Below are 19,975 nucleotides of genomic sequence, written 5' to 3'. Positions count from 1 at the left end.
TTGTGTATTAGTGCACTTTGCTTTTTGAATCGTTTCCTTTTGAGCGGTTTTACTAGATATGAAAATGGCTGTTTCTAAATGAAAGAAACAGCCATTTTTTTTAAATTTTGCCTTCTTTTATTTCGTTGACAATTTCAGGGTTTAGCAGTGTAGAAGTGTCTCCAAAATTAGAGAAATCTCCTTCGGCAATCTTTCGAAGAATTCGACGCATTATCTTTCCAGAACGTGTTTTTGGTAGCCCTGTTACAAACTGTATTTTATCCAGTTTGGCAATAGGTCCAATGTGGTCCGAAATGTATTGGTTGATCTCTTTGCTCACGTTTTCACGAACGCGATATTCTCCTGTTTCTTTTAAGATTACAAAACCATACAAAGCATTGCCTTTTATATCGTGTGGAAATCCTACGATTGCAGATTCAGCTACCGCAGGATGCTCATTGATGGCATCTTCGATGGGAGCGGTGCCAAGATTATGACCTGATACAATCACCACATCATCTACTCGTCCTGTGATTCGATAATAACCTACTTCATCTCGCAACGCCCCGTCTCCAGTAAAGTATTTTCCTGGGAAAGCGGAGAAATAGTTTTCTTTATACCGTTGATGGTCGCCCCAAATAGTTCGAGCTATACTTGGCCACGGATATTTAATGCACAAACTACCAACAATTTGGTTGTCTTCGATTTCGTTTCTTTTTTCATTCATCAGTACAGGTTGTATTCCAGGAAGCGGAAGCGATGCGTAAGTTGGTTTTGTTGGGGTTACAAAGGCTAGAGGCGAAATAAGAATGCCTCCTGTTTCTGTTTGCCACCAAGTATCGACTACAGGGCAACGTTTACCACCAACATGATCATTGTACCAATGCCAGGCTTCTTCGTTGATGGGCTCTCCTACTGAACCAATCACTTTTAAAGAGGCTAAGGGGTATTTTTGAACGTATTCCAAACTCTCTTTTGCCAAAGCACGAATAGCAGTTGGTGCAGTATAAAAATGGGTCACACTATGTTTTTCAATCGTTTCCCAGAATCGGCTAAAGTTGGGATAGGATGGTATACCCTCAAATAGTACTGTAGTTGCGCCGTTCAATAAAGGGCCATAAAGAATATAAGAATGGCCGGTAATCCAACCAATATCAGCAGTACACCAAAACACATCATTGTCTTGGTAATTGAATACATTTTTAAAGGTGTAAGCAGTATAGACCATATAGCCTGCTGTAGTATGCACCATTCCTTTGGGTTTCCCAGTTGAACCCGATGTGTATAATATAAATAAAGGATCTTCAGCATCCATTATTTCTGCAACATGGTTGTTTGATGCTAGGTCTAGTAGAGGTTGTAACCAAAAATCACGTCCTTCTTGCATAGAAACAATCGTATTGGTTCGTTTGACCACTAATACTTGTTGTACTGAAGGGCATTTCTTTAAAGCCTCATCAATAATACCTTTGAGGTCGATTGTTTTATTGCCACGGTATCCTCCATCTGAAGTGATCACCATTTTACATTCACTATCATTAATTCTTGCGGCAACAGCGGAGTCTGAGAAACCTGCGAATACCACCGAATGAATGGCTCCAATTCTGGCGCAGGCTAATATTGAAACGGCTAATTCTGGAATCATAGGTAGGTAGATACAAACCCGATCTCCTTTTTGAATACCGTTATTTTGCAATACATTTGCCATTTTGTTGACCCTTTCGGAAAGGTCATTGTAGGTAATGTGGTCTGCCTTCTCGTTAGGATCGTTTGGTTCAAAAATAATTGCAGTACGCCCTCCATTTTTAGCTAAATGTCGGTCAATACAATTTTTGGTGATATTTACTTTAGCATTTACAAACCATTGTATTTTAGCTTCGGCCATATTAAAGTCAATTACTTTATCCCATTCTTGATACCATACAAAGTTTTCTGAGGCTACTTTATCCCAGAATTTTTTTGGTTCACGAATTGATTTTTTATAATGCTTAAAGTATTCTTCGAGTGTGTTGATTTTGAAATAGCTCATAATTGTTTTTTTGTTTTGTTAAATCAATTCGTATACTTGCTCTACTAATTTTTTTATTGAAAAAGGTTTTGAAACATAGAGATCCGCACCAAGCATCAGCCCTTTTTCAATGTCCTTTTCTTTGTTTTTAGCAGATAGAAATATGACTTTGCAGTGTGTTAGTCTTTTGTCTTTTTTGATTTGTTTTAGGGTTTCGTATCCATCTATATTAGGCATCATAATGTCTAGTATAATTATTTCTGGAAGTTGGGTTTGAAGTATGTCCAAGGCTTCTTGACCGTCTCTAGCTATAAATACTTGAAAGTTATTTTTCTTAAATGTATATTCTAGTGTCATTAGAATATTTGGTTCGTCGTCCACAAGGAGTATTTTTTTCATGACGTGCTATTATCTGATGTGATGTAATTGGGTAGGGTGAAGCTAAAAGTAACTCCTTCATCAGGAGCATTGACTACTTCGATTTGCCCTTTATGATGTTCAATAATTTGTTTGCAAATGGCCAGCCCGAGACCACTGCCTACTGGCTTTCTTAGGTTTTGGTTGCGTGATTGGTAAAATTTGTCGAATATAGCTTCATAATCTTCTTCGTTTATTTTTTTGCCATTATTGTGAATATTGACTTGTACAAATGATTGCTGCTCAGAAATGGTTATGGTAATGATGCCATTTGGAGCAGCGCAAAATTTTAAAGCGTTTGATAATAAATTATGAATCACTTGCGTGATACGTTCCTCGTCATAGAAGGCACGTATGATTTTAGACTCATGTTTGAAGTGTATTTTAATGCCTTTATTTTGTATTAATTGTGTAAGTGACCGAAGGCTGTCGTCAATAGTTTTGATTAAGTTGTTTTTTGATAAATAAATTTTCTGTTTGCCAGTTTCAAATTTTTCTAAATCCAAAATCTTATCAATCAAACGATTCAATCGATCTGATTCTGAAATAATATTTTGCAAAAATTGCTGACGAATGGAAGGCGGGATGTCCTCATCATCATGTAATATTTCGCTTGCTGCTCTAATAGCGGTTATAGGCGTGCGCAATTCATGTGTTACAGTATCCAGAAATTCGTCTTTTTGGGCATCCTTATTAAGGAGTTCTTGATTGGCTTGACGAAGTTGTTCAGAGGTTTTTTGAAGTGCGGTTGTTGTTTCGCTTAATTTTTTATTTACAATGATGTTTTCTTGCGATTCTTCTAGAATTCGTAATACCTCTGGTAAAGCGATTTTTTCTTCTTTAACCACGCTTGCAATAAGTATTTTAGACGATGCAGTTCCTATATGTCCTGTTAATAGATTCTCTGCAAACTTTATAAACCGAGGATCCGCAGTAGCAATTTTTTCGTCTATATTGTATTTGGCATGGAATAGAGAAAGTGCTCTTTTAGTTCGGACTACGCCGAGAAAGCGCTCTAATACTTTTTGAATATCGGCTACATAGGCAACCCCTTTCCAAACAAATGCATTTTCTAAATTGTTACTGTATTTGTCACTGTCGACAAACATTTCTGCATAGTTACGTTCACGATAGTTTCCTTTGAAGCTTACCGAGACAGCCAAATAACCAAAAGTATTGAATAGTAAACTCCAAAAGATAGCTTGTGGAATGGGATCTAAATAGTCTAAACCAAACAATTCAAATGGTTTAAGGAGAGCAATGCCATATGGTCCATTATTAATAAATGAACTACTAATTTGGTTGATTCCCAGGGCAAATGGAATAATTAGAGTATAGGCACATATAATGAAGCCAAGAAGTAAGCCTGTGATGGCACCTTTGCTTGAACCGCGTCTCCAGAATAAAGCACCAAAAAAAGCTGGTGCAAGCTGTGCTATTATAACGAATGATACTAATCCTATTGAGTAAAGTGTGTAATCTAAAATGAATACTTTATAAATTATGTATGCAAGAACAATCAATAAAAGAATACCAAAACGTCTGCTATTGATGATACGTCTGTTGTTTTTTTGTTGGAAATTATTTTCTAGTGAACCTATAAAACCGTAAGGAATCAATAAGTTATTGCTGACCATAGTAGCTAGGGCAATTGAAGAAACAATAATCATCGATATTGCTGCGGAAAACCCTCCTAGAAATACCAAAATAGTCAATGTGGTATTGCCGAAAAATTGTGGTATTAGCAAGGAATAGGTGTCCGAGTTAAGCTTTTGTCCTGCAAATAAAATAGATCCCCCCCATGCAATTGGAAATACAAAAACATTAAAAAGTAAAAGATACAAGGGAAACAACCATGTAGCTGTTTTGATGTGTTTGCTGTTATTGTTTTCCACAATACTAGTGTGAAATTGTCTTGGCAGTAAAAACATGGCAAACATTGATACTAAACATAAAAAGAACCAGTTCAAGGCATTTTCTATTCCGCCAATAGTGTTTTTCTCTGTAAAACTCTCCATAATTGATGCTTTTGCATAAATAGAGTCAAAGCCGTCAAAAACATAGTAGGTTACATAGCAACCAAGTATAATAAAGAAAGCAAGTTTAAACACAGACTCTATTGCTACTGCCAATACAATACCTCTTCTTTTTTCTGAGGCATCTACATATCGAGTGCCATAATAGGCCGCGAATAAACCTAAAGCCAAACATACGTAGGTAGTGGTGTCATAAAATACATTTTCATTAGATTTCGTTTTGGTAACAATATGAAAGGTATCCGAAATAGATTTAAGTTGCAACGCAATATAAGGTAAGATGCCTATAACACAAATTACCGTGACCAAAGCCCCTAAAAACCTACTATTGCCATAACGTAAAGAAATAAAGTCAGCAATACTTGATATTTTATTGACTTTAGTGATTTGTAGAATTTTTTTAAGAACTATTAACCAAGCTGGCATAACTATAATAGGGCCAATGTAAATGGGTAAATAACTTAGTCCTGAATTGGCAGCCACGCCAATACTGCCATAGTAAGTCCATGCAGTGCAGTATACTGCTAAGGATAATGAGTAGACATAAGGGTTGTTGGTCCACTTATAATGCTGTTTTTTTTCTGCCCAATGTGCAATAAAAAACAGTATTGATACGTACGCTAAAAGGATAATTAATATTACCGTACTACTCATGATACCTTTTGATTAAAATAAAACTAACAACAATAACGATTAACCATAACAGGAATAAATACGCATAAATTATAGGTATTCCTAAAAAAGAGTTAGCACTATCAAATAGCAGCAGCAACGGAAAATTGCAGGCTACTAACAGTAGTAAGCTTAGGATAACAAATTTTTGCTCGTGTCTTTTTTTCATTGGTCTCGTTAATGGGTTTTTACAGTAATGACTTAGTGCAATCTCTTTTTTTAGTGAAATTGCACTAAGTTATTAGTTATTTATCGTTTTGAATGGTCGTATTCACCCATTAATGAGTAGTAGCCAAAAACTCCCATTCCTACAACTACAAGTGGCGTTAATACAAATAAGATTATAATGCCAAACACCAAATCATCTTGTTTACCTGACATAAGCTTAGGTAATCCAAACTCAAAAATACAGAAGTAAGCGGCAGCTACAGCGGCTGCAATCCATATCATTCCAAGGGCTCTTTTTAATTGATCCATACTATTTTGATTTAAACGTGTTTATTTTTTTTAGAATTGTCTAGGTAAACCATTCCGATTATAAAGGAAACAGCTGCAATAATGATAGGATACCATAGTCCCTCTAGATAGTAGTCAGCTTGACCAGCATCTTTTGCATTAGTCACTAAATAAGTAGAGATTGCAGGAAGTAATCCCCCAAATATACCATTCCCAACGTGGTAAGGCAGAGACATAGAAGTATACCTAATTTTTACTGGAAACATTTCAACCAAAAAGGCGGCAATTGGTCCATACACCATCGTAACAAAAATAACTTGAATGAAGATAAAGAATACCAATGTCCAAAGATCTGCATCGTTAATCGTTACAGTAGTTTTTATTTCTGCTTTCGGTTTTCCATCTACAATTTTAGCAATTCCATTGTCTAAAGTTACTGTTTTTACTTCGACCCACTTGGTGCCATCTTCAAACAGCTTGGTAGTTGTGTAAATAGAGTCAATAGCTTGTTTATTTATTTTTGTTTCGGCCAATACAGTAGTTTTTGCTACTATTTCCGTTTTATTTTTAATGTTCGTAGTTTCAAACATAGCCTGATAAATTGGGCGGTACAATAATATTGCAATAAGCATCCCGCCCATCATAATATACTTTCTACCAAGCTTGTCGCTAAGCCATCCAAATACGATAAAAAAGGGCGTTCCAAGAATCAAAGCGATTCCTAATAGGGTGTCAACTTGAGAACTTTCAATATTCATTACGGTTTTTAAAAAGCTCATTGCATAGAATTGACCGGTATACCAAACGACACCTTGGCCCATTGTAGCTCCAAAAAGTGCTAATAAGACAAACTTCAAGTTGTAGCGATTACCGAAACTTTCTTTCAAAGGGTTCGTACTTGTTTTTCCCTCAGATTTTGCTTTTGCAAAAACGGGAGATTCCTCCATATTTTTTCGAATTAAATAGGACACACCCACCATTACTATAGACATCCAGAATGGAACTCTCCAACCCCAGGCATCAAATTCTTCGGGTGTTAGTGCATTTCTTGTAGCGAGTATGACCATTAATGAGATGAATAAACCAACAGTAGCTGTAGTTTGAATCCATGATGTCCAGTAGCCACGTTCTCCTACGGGAGCATGCTCCGCGACATAGGTAGCTGCACCTCCATACTCCCCACCAAGTGCTAAGCCTTGAAGCATTCTTAATATTAGTACAGCCAATGGTGCTAAAAAACCTATAGTTTCATAGCTGGGAATACAGCCAATTACAAAAGTAGCTCCCCCCATTAGGAGTAGTGTTACCATAAAAGTGTACTTTCTGCCAATAATGTCACCTAATCTTCCAAAGAAAAGTGCGCCAAAGGGACGAACGATGAATCCCACAGCGAAAGTTGCTAGCGTAGCTAAGAAGGCTGCTGTTGGATTGTCAGCTGGGAAAAATTTAGTTGAAATAACTACTGCTAAACTTCCGAAGATGTAGAAGTCATACCATTCGATCATGGTACCCATAGATGAAGCTGAAATGACTTTCCAGATTCCTTTTGTTGATTTGTTACTCATTTGGTTGTTTTTTGGGTTTATAAATAGATTTGTAGTTGCACAATAAACTCTCCTTTGCTGTTCTCTTTAACACCAGGAGCGCTATAAACAGGTCGAGTAGAATATTGTGTGGTTATTTTAGAATGATGTCCGTCAAGGAGAAAATTAGCGCCTAAATCATATTGGGTACTAGATTTTTGAAGAGCGTCAAAGTCTTTGTAGGTGACTGCGGCATAAGGTTGGATTCTAACTTTTGGTTTTTCATTTTTATTAGGTAATAAAAAACCAGCTTGGGTGTACCAAATGGATCCACTGCCTATTGTGGGTTGTGAATTTCCTGGTCCAGCAAGTGCTCTGTTGCCGGTAAAATTAGGGTCAGAAGCTCCGATATTCATGATCCCAATATTTCTTAAATAGTTAGGGCCAAAATCGTAATTATAGAAAACACTATAGGCTGTAACGGCCATTTTTTGTTCTTTTTTTCCTATAGGAAGATCTAAAAACACATCTGCGGCAAAAAGATTCATATCGTGTTTTTGAATTTGATTGTTAACTGATGATTTTGTAGCATCAGGACCAGTATAAAAACCAAGGCCAATATTGAATACTTTTTTGGTTCCTACATAAGTTCCTACTTTAAATGGAAGTAGATTCGATTCTTGATCCAAAAATTGGTATTCAAAATAACCCGCAGTAGACCATTTTGCATTTCCATTATTGTCTACCGCGATAGCATTGGCGGCATTACTCACATTTGTTGGAGTTACATTTGTAGCAAAGGGTTTATTGTGACTCAAACGATATTCGAATTTTCCGTATTTTCCTTTAGCAAAAAGGCCTACTTGACGCGCAAATTGATCGGAATTTTCAATTAATGGCCAGTTAAATATTGGTGCATCAATTGTCAGGAAGTTAAGTGTTGACGCCATTGTTTCTCTTGAAAGCCCCATGTAGTAATGTAATCCTCCTCCTAATGAAAGGCTGAATTTTTTGTCTTTTTGAGGCAAAACTACGGCATATTCATTCCACGCATCGTGAAAAAATAAGCCGGGTTTCTTTCCTGCGCCATAACCTCCAGTTCCAGCAGATCCTGAGGCACCACCACTTGTAAAGGATTGATTGTTGATCCCGAAATGAGTTACAATCATATAACGAGGTGATAATTGAGAGTAAGCCAAAAAACGCAGTCTTCTATTGCCAATATCACTTGTGCTTGTAGTAGCTTCATTGCCTACTGCTGTGCCTGGATTCATTTGCGAAGAGCGAAACCAAATTTGGTTCCATACAATAAAGCGCATGTATTTTGAACCGTTATCATTTAAATTGAATTTCATTCCGCTACCGTATTCACTTGCACCTTGAGCGAGAGCGATTGTAGTAAAAAGAAGAGCTAGTACCAGAGGAAAATTTTTTTTCATAAAAAATAGTTTTGGTTGGTTTTTACAGTGCCAAATTCTAATTTAATTTTAGAAAAAAAAATAATGCTATATTTTTTTGTAAATAAGTATAGTTAGTCTTTAAAGCGCTCCCATTTAATAAGCATGAATTTATCTCCAAGCTCGGTTATGATCATTCCTGCTCCCGCTAAGAGACTTTTATTTTTTAGGTAATCTATTAGTTCGGAATGATTTAAAATACGATAAGTAGGGTGGTAGTTAGCGTGTGATGGCTTTTTAATATTATAGGATTTAACCCAATTACTAATAGTTACGTGAGAAACGCCCAAAATACGTTCAATTTCACGATAACTTAAGCCTTCCAAATAGAGCTGCAAAGCTTTGGAAACATAATAATCGTCAATTTTTTTCCCCAATTTATTTACGGTGAAAAAATAATTGCATTTTTTGCAAGAGTATCTTTGTTTATTGCTAATAATGCCGCTTTTAATTATGCGATCACTTTGGCATTTTGGACAGCTTAAAAGTTCCATGTATATATAATTTGCATAAATATAGCAAATTAGCAACATTATAAAAGAACAATATTAATTTTAATTCCTATTTTTTTTATGCAATTCGTAATTTTAAACTAAAAAAAGTGAGTATTTATTAGCTTTGGAGGGAATGTGGGAAATTTTTGGTTTGGATTTATTTCGGTAGTAGGTAAAAACAAAAAACCCGAATATTGCTATTCGGGTTTCGTGGTACCTCCAGGGATCGAACCAGGGACACATGGATTTTCAGTCCATTGCTCTACCATCTGAGCTAAGGTACCTTTACAATTTTGAGCAGTAGTGCTTGTTGATTGCGGGTGCAAATATAGAACCATTTTTAATTTATCCAAAACAATTTTTAAAAAAAATCTATTCGTACCTTAGCTCCCGCTAATTGTTACATATGATTTTAACCGTAGACATTGGAAATACAAGGATTAAAGGCGCTGTTTTTGAGCAGTATACACTTGTTGAATTTTTTGTTTTTGAAGTAGAAGAACTTCAAAAAAAAATTGAAAATATTTTAAAGAAATATCCAAATCTCAAGTATTTGGTCGTTTCTTCGGTTGGAAATTTAGAAAAAGCCTTCTTTTTAGCTTTTGAATCTAGGCTTAAAGTTCATTTTGTAACCCATAATGATGCTTTTCCATTTGAAAATAAATACGCAACACCGAAGACGCTCGGAATTGATCGAATGGTTTTAGCCGCTGGAGCTACGCTTCAGTTTCCAAGACAGAATAGATTAGTCATTGATGCGGGGACATGTGTAACTTATGATTGTATTGATGCAAACGATAATTATCTTGGAGGTGCAATTTCGCCAGGAATTCGTTTGCGCTATGAGTCATTACATAATTATACCGCCAAATTGCCGTTGCTAACTATGGGTAATCCAGAGACTTTTATTGGCGACTCGACTGTAAATGCTATTCATTCTGGAGTTGTAAATGGATTGGTCTATGAAATTGACGGTTTCATAGAGGAATTCAAAGCAAAGTATTCAAAATTTATAATAATTTTAACGGGGGGCGATGCAGATTTTTTGGCTATGCGATTAAAAAATACCATATTTGCCAATTCAAATTTCCTTTTAGAGAGTTTGAATCAAACATTTCAATATACAATCAACAATGATTAAAAAAATCTTTATAGCAGCTTGTTTGCTTTTTTCATTAGTTTCTTTAGCTCAACAGGGGACTTCTTCACCTTACTCATATTACGGAATTGGAGATATTAGATATAGAGGGATGCTAGAAAATCGTTCAATGGGTGGTGTTGCAATAGAACAAGATAGTATTCATATCAATGTTGAGAATCCATCTAGTTATGCTAATTTAAAGCTAACGACACTTACGATGGGTGGAACCTATGGTACAAAAGCGCTTAAGGATGATGCAAATAGTGCTACTGCAAAAAGAACTACTCTCGATTATATGGTTGTTGCTATTCCTATTGGGAAATTAGGAGTAGGGTTTGGTTTGATGCCATATTCTTCTGTTGGTTACAAAATACAATCGATTAGTGCAGATGGTTCTCAAAACAACAGACGATTAGAAGGTACTGGTGGTGTTAATAAGGTTTTTTTTGGTAGCGGATATAAATTGACCAAGAACTTTAGTATTGGAGCTGATGTTCAGTACAACTTTGGTAAAATTGAAACAGACAACTTAGAATATGTAACAGGTGTTCCAGTAGGAACAAGAGAAGTAAATGTTGCTTATTTATCTGGACTTAATTTCAATCTTGGTGCGATGTATCAGGCTAAAATTAGTAAAAAAATAAACTTGTATTCTAGTTTAAATTATACTTTCAAAGGGAAATTGACTTCAGAAAATACCCGAACCATTTCAACAGTAGATTATGATGGAACTTTCGATATTGATCCTGAAGGGTTTGATGAAGTGACTGCAACTCGTGAGCTTGAGTTGCCAAGTAAAGTAACGTTAGGTTTTGGTTTTGGTCAATCAAGAAAATGGTTAATTGGTACAGAAATAGCAATTAGAGATGCGGGTAAATTAGCGAATAATTATAACAATGTATCTGGAGCTTCATTTAAAAAATATAACCGTTATAGTGTTGGTGGTTATTATATTCCAGATTATAATTCTTTTACAAGTTACGCAAAGCGCATTGTTTACAGAGCTGGACTACGTTATGAAAAAACAGGATTGGTCATTCAAAATCAAGAAATTGATGATAAATCGGTTACTTTAGGTTTTGGTTTGCCTTCTGTAGGGTCTTTTTCTAATTTTAATATAGGATTAGAATATGGTATTAAAGGAACTACAGCTGCTGGTTTAATTCAAGAGAATTATTTCAATGCTAGCGTAAGTTTCTCTTTGAATGATAAATGGTTTGTTAAAAGAAAATTCTACTAGAAAGTAGTTTCTAATTCACTACAATGACATTCTCCATAAAACTAATTTTTGCAAGGCTGCTTTTTTTGACACTACTGGTGAGTTTGTTTTCTTGTGAAAGTAATTTCAAAGAAGTTCAAAAAATCAACATTTCAGAGTTCAATCCAACTGGAGAAGCTGATTCTATCAATGTAAAATATACCGATTCAGGTCGAATTTCTGCTATTTTGCTTAGTTCTAAAATGCTCGATTTTTCCGGGGTTGACTTTCCTTTTACAGAATTTCCAAAAGGTATCGATGTTACTTTATTTGACGCCAAAGGGAAGAAAACGTTTGTGAAATCCAATTATGCAATCTCTTATAAAAGAACTGGCATTATTGATTTGCAAGGAAAAGTCAAAATTACTACCCAAGACGGTCAAGTTTTAGAAACGGAGCAATTGTACTTTGATCAAAAAAACGAATGGTTTTATACAGAACGACGATTTACTTTCTCCAGTCCTAAAGGCTCTTCTGCTGGTCAAGGGATTGATTTTAGCAAAGATTTTAAAGTTATAAATTCTCAAAAAATCTCTGGAGAGGTTGATTCCAATAATTAAAATTTACTCATAATGAAATATTTAAAATTTACTTCTTACGCTTACTTGGCTTTTGCCTTGTTTTTTGTTTATGATGGCGTAACTAAATGGGATGAGCCTACACAAGGTCCTTGGTTGAGTTTTGGAATAGCAGCAGTGGCTGTATTTATGTTCTTTTTTAGAGCTAAGTATTCCAAACGTTTCGAAGATCGCAATTCGAATCAATAGTTTTTTTACTCTAAATAGTAAAGTATAGTATAGGAAATAGTGTTTTTCTAGTGAAATGGTTTTGAAAAATAAGATAGCGTTCGTTAAAATAACTGCAATCGCATATTTTTTTTAAAACTTTAAAAAAACTTCTAAAATAAAACGCACCAAGTGTTATTATTAACTAGATAATTGTATTTTCGCAATCTGAATATAAAAATTAACAACAATAGAAATGGCAGTTTTAGCAAAAATTAGACAACGTTCCGCTTTATTGATTGGAGCAATCGCAATTGCATTGTTTGCATTTATAATTCAAGACCTTATCGGTAAAGGTGGTCTTGGTCAAAATACAAAAGATGTTGGGAGTATTAATGAAAAGGATATCGCTTTTGAAGATTTTAGACTTAAAGTTACAAATCTTGAAAAGAGTGGTCAAGGAATTACTCCAACTGAAGCAGCTAACAGAGTTTGGGAACAAGAAGTTACTTTGGCTTTGTTGACTACTGAGTTCGAAAAATTAGGATTAAGAGTAGGAGAGAAGCACATCGTTGAAGTGTTGAAAGCAGACCAAAATATTGGTAAAAATCCAATGTTCTTAAATGCTGCTGGATTATTTGACTTAGCAAAATTTAAAGATTTTTTCAAATCAAATCCAGAACAAGCACAATTCTTGAAAGACAGAGAGAAAGATGCTGAGATTAATGCAAAGTACCAAATCTACAATACGTTGATAAAGTCTTCACTTTATACTACTGAATTAGAAGGTAAATTTAAATACGAAGCAGAAGCTAATAAAGTAAACTTTGCTTATGTAGCTGGTTTGTATTCTACTATCAAGGACAGTGATGTAAAAGTTACTGATGCTGAAATTACTGAGTATATGAGTAAAAACAAAAAGAAATTCAAAGCAGATGAGTCTCGTGAAATTTCTTATATTTTAATCGAAGATAAAGCTTCAGCTCAAGATGAAGCTGAAGTAAAAAACAAAATTACAAGTTTGTTGTCAGGAAGTGTAGTTTACAATCAAGCGACAGGTAAAAATGATACTGTTCCTGGATTTAAAAATGCTAAAAATGCGATTGACTTTGTTAATGCAAATTCTGACGTTCCTTACGATTCTACTTATATAGCTAAAAAAGATTTACCAGCTGTAGATGCTGACCGTTTGTTTAGCTTACCTGCAGGTGCAGTTTATGGACCATATAAATTTGGAAACTACTACTGTTTGTCTAAATCTTTAGGGTTTAAATCTGGAGTAAATGCAAAAGCAAGTCATATCTTAATTAGCTATGAAGGTACTCAAGTGCCAAACAAACGTGAAGTAAGAACAAAAGAAGAAGCAAAAGCAAAAGCTGAGTCTATCTTAGCTCAAGTTACTGCAAACCCTGATAGTTTCTTGATGTTAGCTTTTACTGCTTCTGATGATTCATCAGCTCAACAAGGTGGAGATTTAGGTTATTTTGGACCAAATACAATGGTTAAACCTTTTAACGATTTTGTTTTTGGAAATGGAATTGGAAAAGTAGGTTTAGTAGAAACACCATTTGGTTTTCATGTTATCAAAATTACGGATAAACAAGACGGAATTCGTTTAGCAACAGTTGCTCAAAGAATAGAAGCTTCTGAAGCTACTTCTGATAAATTGTTTGCTCAAGCGACACAATTTGAAATGGAAGCTGCTGATAAAGATTTTGATAAATTAGCAAAAGATATGAAGTTGACAGTTGCGCCAGTGGTAACTGCGAAAGCATTAGACGAAAACTTTGGTTCTTTGGGTAATCAAAGAGCAATCGTAAGATGGGCTTTTGAAGACGATTCAAAGGTAGGTACTGTTAAGCGTTTTGAGGTGGCAAATGTTGGTCACGTTATTGCAAAAATTAAGAGTATCGATGATTCTGGTTTAGTTGCTGTGTCTTTAGCAAGACCTTATGTTGAGCCAATTCTTAAGAACAAGAAAAAAGCAGAATTGATTAAAGCAAAAATGACAGGTAGTTCATTAGAAGCTATTGCAAAAAGCGTTGGCGCTCCAGTGCAACAAGCTACAGGTTTGACTCTTGAAAATGCTGTTTTACCTGGTGGAGTTGGACAAGAAGCTAAAGTTGTTGGTAATGCATTTGCTTTGGCTGCAAACAAAATTTCAGCTCCAATTGAAGGAAATACAGGAGTATATGTTGTTAAAAACGTGAGCACAATTAAAGCTCCAGTTTTAAAAAGCCATGCTCAATATGTTACAAAAATGAAAGCACAAACAAGTGGTGATAGTAATAGAGCTATTCCATCATTGAAAGCTGCTGCTACAATTGAAGACAACAGAAAACAATTTGGATTCTAGTTATTACTGATTAGTTGTTTTTTTATAATATAGGCCAGAGACATTTATGTTTCTGGCTTTTTTTTGGGGTAAAACTCACCCTTTTTTGTTATTTGAATTTTAATTTGCGATATTGAAAATAGTATTGTTAATTTGCTGAGATATTACAAAATATAATTTTACTTTGTTTTAATCGAAAAAACATTGCTAGATATAAAATAATGAGAGAAAATTATTTGAATGCCTTGGTTTATAAAAATTGGTATGTTTAGTTTTTTTAAAAGAAAACCTAAAGAATATTCCAAAATTGAAAATCATATTTATGGAATAATAACAGAGCTGTTAAAAGTTAATGGCACTGATATCAATTGTGATGAGTTAGGCGGAAAGTACTATCTGAGCAATGAAGAGCAGCATTTTAAAGTTACAATATTAAGTAACGATTCTGTAATTCGATTAACAAACACTCGTGATTCTGTTGCTGAGAAATACGATAAATTTTTTGTTGAAGATGTTTTGAAAGCTGTAAAAGAAGAAAAACACCGTCGTATGGAGTTGGTCTACGATTCGATAACCAATAGCATAGAAAAAATGGCAGAAAGGCTTCATAACACGCTTATTGAGACCAATGAGCAAGAACAGTCCAAAGAGCGGGGTGTTCTAAGTAAGTTTTAAGCATCTAAAATCATCTCTTTGTATGGAATAACAGTTGAGTATCCTTTACTTGTAAAGTATGCCGTGGGGTCTTCTAAAGCTATTGCTAAGACAAAATCACCTCCCCAAGCACCCAAGCTTTTTACTACGCCATCAAAATCTGAGAAAAGGGCTTCATGAACAGTCAATAATTCCAAAATGGCGCTCAATTCGTTTTCGTGTAGCTGTAGTGCGTTAGCAAAAGATTTGATGTTTTTCGCGGTGGCAACAGCATCACTCAATTTATTAATGTTTGCAATGTTCTGTTTTAATTTCTCGTGTTTTTTATTGTAATAGGCTGCTATGGCATTTTTACTACTCTGTTTTTGATTTAAATACACAAAATACAAATTTGAAGCAAATTCAGGTTGAAATACTAGAGGGGTAACTATGGGTTTTTGATTTTCTAATTGATAGAAAATAGGAGTGTCGTTTTGAGCACAAGCAATATCATAGCCGCTTCCACCGAAACTATTGTTGAGTAATGCAAAGGCATCTATTTTTAGCCATTGAGCGATATTATTAATCAAAGTTGAGGATGTTCCTAATCCCCATTTTTTTGGAAAAGTCAATGCTGTTTCAATTTGGTAGCCTACAGTTTCTTGAAAAAATGAGGGTTGTAATAAATGCGCATGATGTAAAATAGTCAACAAGGTGTTTTTAACCGAGGATTCTGCGGCTTCTTTGTAATTAATAATGGCTTCCAATTCTAGTTCGTCTTCAAACCATATTGTGCCATCTGAATCAAAACTTTTCCATACAATTGAAGGACTTTCGAGGGTAGCTATTTGTAGATTTTGTCCCATCTTGGTTGGAAGCGCTAGCGCTTTTGCGCCATCTAAAACAAGATATTCACCAGTCAGTAAAAGTTTTCCGTTGCTATAAAAGGTTTGTCTCATGGAACATCAGGATTCTAGTCAGTCTTTATTTTCTTAATTCTTCAATATAATTCACTACGGCACTATGTGAAATAGTGTGGTGCTTGAAGTGTTTCTTAATGTTATGGCGTTCTTCTTCGGTGACATTAAATTGATTTAAAATGTTGTTCAAATGCATTTTCATATGTCCTTCTTGTATGCCAGTAGTGGTTAAAGAGCGAAGTGCTGCAAAATTTTGTGCTAAACCAGCAACAGCTACAAATTGCATCAATTCTTGTGCAGATGGTTTTTCAAGCATTTCGAGGCAAAATTTTACTAATGGATGTAGCGAGGTTAAACCTCCAACTGTTCCTAACGCTAATGGAATTTCTAGCCAAAAAGTGAATTGTCCGTTTTCTATTTTGGCGTGAGACAAACTGCTGTATTGTCCCTCTTTTGAAGCATAAGCATGAATGCCTGCTTCGACAGCTCTAAAGTCATTTCCTGTGGCTAAAACTACGGCGTCAATGCCATTCATAATGCCTTTGTTGTGTGTAACTGCTCGATAAGGTTCTACTTCTGCAATTCGAACAGCTTGCACAAAACGTTTCGCGAAATCTTCAGGATTAGGGATATGTTTTTCAGCTAAATCTTCTATTGGGCAAGAAACTTCAGCTCGAACTAGGCAATTCGGAACATAATTAGAGAGAATACTCATAATTACTTCAATTTCCTTTTCCTCAGCCGTAAATGATTCGTAGTTTTCTGCTTTTTCTTTTAAGGTTTTAGCAAATTGCTCCAAGCAAGAATTGATAAAATTCGCGCCCATGCTATCTTTTGTTTCAAAAGTAGCATGCAATTGATAGTAATCAGGAATCAATTCTGTTTTATCTCTTAGCTCGATGTCTAAAATTCCGCCTCCGCGTTGTCTCATATTTTTGGTCAACGCTTCGGTGTCTGAGAAGAAAGCGGTTTTTATGTCGGCGAAAAAATCCTTTAATTTTTTAGCATCTCCTTTGTAGATGAAATGAACTTGACCAATTTTTTCGGTGTTGATTATTGTTGCTTTGAACCCACCTCTAGTAGCCCAAAATTTGGCTGATTTCGCTGCTGCTGCCACAACGGAACTTTCTTCGATAGCCATTGGTATTGAGCTATTTTTGCCGTTGATTAAAAAATTTGGAGCAACTCCAAGAGGAATATAAAAGTTAGTGATAGTATTTTCAATGAATTCGTCGTGTAATTGCTGTAAAATACTGTCAGAATTCCAGTATTTTTTTAATAAATCAATTGCTTCAGTTGGTGTCGAAAAATAGTTATTGGCAATCCAGTTTATTTTTTCTTCTTTAGATAATTTTGAAAATCCTGCGATGGTATTGTTCATTTTCAATTGATTAATGGTTTTGACAGCAAATATACGGTTTTGCTTTTTTTTTATACCATTACTTTTGGCATTCTTGGTGGAAGTTCTTCTATGTAGGATTGGTAAGTTTTAACACATTTCATAAGGCTTTATTGCAATTTTTTTACTAAAATTGACATCGTTTTAAATATAACTCAATTGAACGTGTTTTTATGTTTTTTTGTCTGAAGGAACAAAAATGCGTTGAAAAAAAATAGTTTATGAAATCGCCATTGACAATAGGTTTGTTGCAAACAAACACTGATAAATAAAAGGCGATACCATATATGACCTATTAAAAAATAAATTTTACATATATGAAATTAAAAAAATTGGCTTTATTGTTTTTTATCGGAATGTCTTCCGTTTTTGGGCAACAAAAAATAACCGTCGAATCTATTTTTACGGGTGCTTTTAGAACCAAAGGAATGGATGCATTACAGGCAATGAATACGACCAATCAGTACACCGTTTTGAATGCAAATCAGGCTCGTAATGGTCAACAAATTGATTTGTATGATTATGCTTCATTGAAGAAAGTAGCCACTTTGATTGACACTAAAGATTTTCCACAATTATCAGATGGAATCGACAGTTATAGCTTTAGTGAAGATGAAAAACAAATCCTAATTGCTAATAACACGCAGCCAATTTTTCGTCATTCTTTTACAGCCGATTATTTTTTATACAATATAACTTCTAAGCAATTAGTCAAATTATTTGATTTTCCTGTTCAAGAGCCAACGCTTTCGCCAGATGGTAAAAAGATAGCCTATGCAAAAGACAATAATTTGTTTGTTTACGACATTGCTACCAAAGCGACAACCTCAATTACTACAGACGGAAAAAAGAATAGTATCATCAACGGGATTACCGACTGGGTGTATGAAGAAGAATTTGCTTTTGTAAAAGCTTTTGACTGGAGTGCTGATAGTAAAAAGATTGCTTTTATCCGTTTTGATGAATCCGAAGTTCCTGAGTTTTCAATGTCTATTTTTCAAAAAGAGTTGTACCCAAAAGTAGAAACATTCAAATATCCTAAAGCTGGTGAAAAAAACGCAGTAGTGTCTTTGCATATTTATGATGTTGCGTCTCAAGCTAAAAAAGAAGTGAATTTAGGCAACTACTCTGATTTTTATATTGCAAGAATGCAATGGACAAACGATGCTAATGTACTTTCGGCTCAAGTGTTGAATCGTCATCAAGATAACTTAGATTTGTTGTTTATTGATGGTACTACAGCTGCAGCTAAAGTTGTTTTAAACGAGAAAGACAAAGCCTATATTGATGTTACGGACAACTTGACTTTCCTAAAAGACAACAGCTTTATCTGGACTAGCGAAAAAGATGGTTTCAATCATATTTATTTATACGATAAAACAGGAAAACTAATTAATCAAGTCACCAAAGGCAATTGGGAAGTGACCAATTATTATGGATTTGATGAAAAAACCAAAACTATTTTTTATCAATCGGTAGAAAATGGTTCTATCAACCGTGATATTTATCGCATTGGTTTAGATGGGAAAAACAAAGTACGTTTATCTTCTAAGGTAGGAACTAGTGCAGCTACGTTTAGCCCAAATTTCCAATATTTTATTACTACATTTTCAAGCGCCACGCAGCCTCCAGTTTATACTTTGAATGAAGCCAAAGCTGGAAAGCAATTGCAAATGATTGAGGAGAATCAAACCTTATCCAACAATTTAAAAGGCTTCAATTTGCCTACAAAAGAGTTCTCTGTTTTGAAAACAGAAAAAGGAATTGAACTCAATATGTGGATGATGAAACCTAAAGATTTTGACGCTACTAAGAAATATCCTGTTTTTATGTTCCAATATTCTGGGCCAGGTTCACAACAAGTCAATAATGATTGGAACAGCGGCGATGATTACTGGTTTGCATCGCTTACACAAAAAGGATATATTGTGGCCTGTGTTGACGGTAGAGGTACAGGTTTTAAAGGCGCAGCATTCAAAAAAGTGACTCAAAAAGAATTAGGGAAATACGAAGTAATCGACCAAATTGATGCTGCCAAAGTATTGGGTTCTTATTCTTTTGTAGACAAATCAAGAATAGGAATTTTTGGTTGGTCGTTTGGTGGATTTATGGCATCGAATTGTATTTTGAAAGGAAATGATGTTTTCAAAATGGCTATCGCAGTTGCTCCAGTAACCAATTGGCGTTTTTATGATAGTATTTATACGGAACGTTATATGCAAACACCACAAGAAAACCCTAGTGGTTATGATGATAACTCGCCAATTAATCACGTACAAAAATTAAAAGGCAAGTTTTTATTAATACACGGCTCGGCAGATGATAATGTACACGTTCAGAATTCAATGCAAATGATGGAAGCCTTGATTCAAGCCAACAAACAGTTCGATTCACAAATTTATCCAGACAAAAATCACGGTATTTTTGGAGGCTATACCCGAATTCAACTTTACAATAAAATGACTAACTTTATCCTTGATAATTTATAATAACTAACCTCAATCACATAATTTAAACTAGAC

General features: G+C 34.9%; 16 protein-coding genes and 1 tRNA gene. 7 read left to right on the top strand and 10 right to left on the bottom strand.

Features of this window, described 5'->3' with window-relative positions:
* Nucleotides 1-100: 100 nt before the first annotated feature.
* From acs to FLAVO9AF_RS10040, 8 genes are all read right to left on the bottom strand, one after another.
* A complete protein-coding gene (gene acs / locus FLAVO9AF_RS10075; protein WP_159687908.1) occupies nucleotides 101-2,008 on the bottom strand; it encodes an acetate--CoA ligase in 1,908 nt (635 codons plus the stop codon).
* A gap of 18 nt (nucleotides 2,009-2,026) precedes the next feature.
* Nucleotides 2,027-2,386 (bottom strand): response regulator transcription factor, encoded by a 360-nt coding sequence (locus tag FLAVO9AF_RS10070; RefSeq protein WP_159687906.1) that lies wholly within the window; start codon nucleotides 2,384-2,386, stop codon nucleotides 2,027-2,029.
* A complete protein-coding gene (locus tag FLAVO9AF_RS10065) occupies nucleotides 2,383-5,094 on the bottom strand; it encodes a sensor histidine kinase (protein ID WP_159687903.1) in 2,712 nt (903 codons plus the stop codon). Before FLAVO9AF_RS10065 ends, FLAVO9AF_RS10070 begins: the two co-directional genes overlap by 4 nt.
* Before the next feature lie 267 nt (nucleotides 5,095-5,361).
* On the bottom strand, nucleotides 5,362-5,589 hold the full coding sequence (locus FLAVO9AF_RS10060) for a DUF6814 family protein (protein WP_159687900.1): 228 nt from the start codon (nucleotides 5,587-5,589) through the stop codon (nucleotides 5,362-5,364).
* Between the two features lie 11 nt (nucleotides 5,590-5,600).
* Nucleotides 5,601-7,133: an MFS transporter gene (locus tag FLAVO9AF_RS10055; RefSeq protein WP_159687897.1), complete on the bottom strand. Its 1,533-nt coding sequence runs from the start codon at nucleotides 7,131-7,133 to the stop codon at nucleotides 5,601-5,603.
* Nucleotides 7,134-7,150: 17 nt separating this feature from the next.
* Nucleotides 7,151-8,530 carry a porin gene (locus FLAVO9AF_RS10050; RefSeq protein WP_159687895.1) on the bottom strand — a complete coding sequence of 460 codons (1,380 nt, stop codon included), beginning with the start codon at nucleotides 8,528-8,530 and terminating at the stop codon, nucleotides 7,151-7,153.
* 92 nt (nucleotides 8,531-8,622) lie between these two features.
* On the bottom strand, nucleotides 8,623-9,042 hold the full coding sequence (locus FLAVO9AF_RS10045) for a helix-turn-helix domain-containing protein (protein ID WP_159687892.1): 420 nt from the start codon (nucleotides 9,040-9,042) through the stop codon (nucleotides 8,623-8,625).
* Between the two features lie 211 nt (nucleotides 9,043-9,253).
* Nucleotides 9,254-9,326 (bottom strand) — tRNA-Phe (locus FLAVO9AF_RS10040).
* Between the two features lie 122 nt (nucleotides 9,327-9,448).
* Between FLAVO9AF_RS10040 and FLAVO9AF_RS10035 the strand changes: the two genes are divergently transcribed.
* The 6 genes from FLAVO9AF_RS10035 to FLAVO9AF_RS10010 all read left to right on the top strand — a co-directional run bounded on the left by FLAVO9AF_RS10035 (nucleotide 9,449) and on the right by FLAVO9AF_RS10010 (nucleotide 15,176).
* Nucleotides 9,449-10,183, top strand: a complete 735-nt coding sequence (locus tag FLAVO9AF_RS10035) for a type III pantothenate kinase (RefSeq protein WP_159687889.1) — start codon at nucleotides 9,449-9,451, stop codon at nucleotides 10,181-10,183.
* Nucleotides 10,176-11,423, top strand: coding sequence for a hypothetical protein (locus FLAVO9AF_RS10030; RefSeq protein WP_159687886.1), 1,248 nt, complete (start codon nucleotides 10,176-10,178; stop codon nucleotides 11,421-11,423). The genes FLAVO9AF_RS10035 and FLAVO9AF_RS10030 overlap by 8 nt, the downstream gene beginning before the upstream one ends.
* A 23-nt stretch (nucleotides 11,424-11,446) precedes the next feature.
* Entirely contained in the window at nucleotides 11,447-12,001 is a 555-nt protein-coding gene (gene lptC / locus FLAVO9AF_RS10025; RefSeq protein ID WP_159687884.1) for an LPS export ABC transporter periplasmic protein LptC, read from the top strand.
* A gap of 12 nt (nucleotides 12,002-12,013) precedes the next feature.
* Nucleotides 12,014-12,208 (top strand): hypothetical protein, encoded by a 195-nt coding sequence (locus FLAVO9AF_RS10020; RefSeq protein ID WP_159687881.1) that lies wholly within the window; start codon nucleotides 12,014-12,016, stop codon nucleotides 12,206-12,208.
* 214 nt (nucleotides 12,209-12,422) lie between these two features.
* A complete protein-coding gene (locus FLAVO9AF_RS10015; protein ID WP_159687878.1) occupies nucleotides 12,423-14,522 on the top strand; it encodes a peptidylprolyl isomerase in 2,100 nt (699 codons plus the stop codon).
* A gap of 219 nt (nucleotides 14,523-14,741) precedes the next feature.
* The gene (locus FLAVO9AF_RS10010; protein ID WP_236552311.1) at nucleotides 14,742-15,176 is read left to right on the top strand and encodes a hypothetical protein; all 435 of its coding nucleotides are present in this window, start codon (nucleotides 14,742-14,744) and stop codon (nucleotides 15,174-15,176) included.
* Here the strand turns inward: FLAVO9AF_RS10010 and FLAVO9AF_RS10005 are convergent.
* Together FLAVO9AF_RS10005 and FLAVO9AF_RS10000 are read right to left on the bottom strand one after the other, a co-directional pair.
* Nucleotides 15,173-16,093 carry a GYDIA family GHMP kinase gene (locus FLAVO9AF_RS10005; protein ID WP_159687875.1) on the bottom strand — a complete coding sequence of 307 codons (921 nt, stop codon included), beginning with the start codon at nucleotides 16,091-16,093 and terminating at the stop codon, nucleotides 15,173-15,175. The genes FLAVO9AF_RS10010 and FLAVO9AF_RS10005 overlap by 4 nt on opposite strands.
* Before the next feature lie 25 nt (nucleotides 16,094-16,118).
* Entirely contained in the window at nucleotides 16,119-17,450 is a 1,332-nt protein-coding gene (locus tag FLAVO9AF_RS10000; RefSeq protein WP_255478117.1) for a hydroxymethylglutaryl-CoA reductase, degradative, read from the bottom strand.
* 320 nt (nucleotides 17,451-17,770) lie between these two features.
* Here FLAVO9AF_RS10000 and FLAVO9AF_RS09995 point away from each other — a divergent pair, with 320 nt between their 5' ends.
* Complete coding sequence (locus FLAVO9AF_RS09995; protein WP_159687870.1) at nucleotides 17,771-19,942, top strand: S9 family peptidase; 2,172 nt, start codon at nucleotides 17,771-17,773, stop codon at nucleotides 19,940-19,942.
* The last annotated feature ends 33 nt before the right edge of the window (nucleotides 19,943-19,975 follow it).

Source organism: Flavobacterium sp. 9R (assembly GCF_902506345.1).
GTDB lineage: Bacteria > Bacteroidota > Bacteroidia > Flavobacteriales > Flavobacteriaceae > Flavobacterium.
The sequence above is the reverse complement of the archived record's forward strand: the minus strand, read 5'-3'. Positions and strand labels throughout refer to the sequence as shown.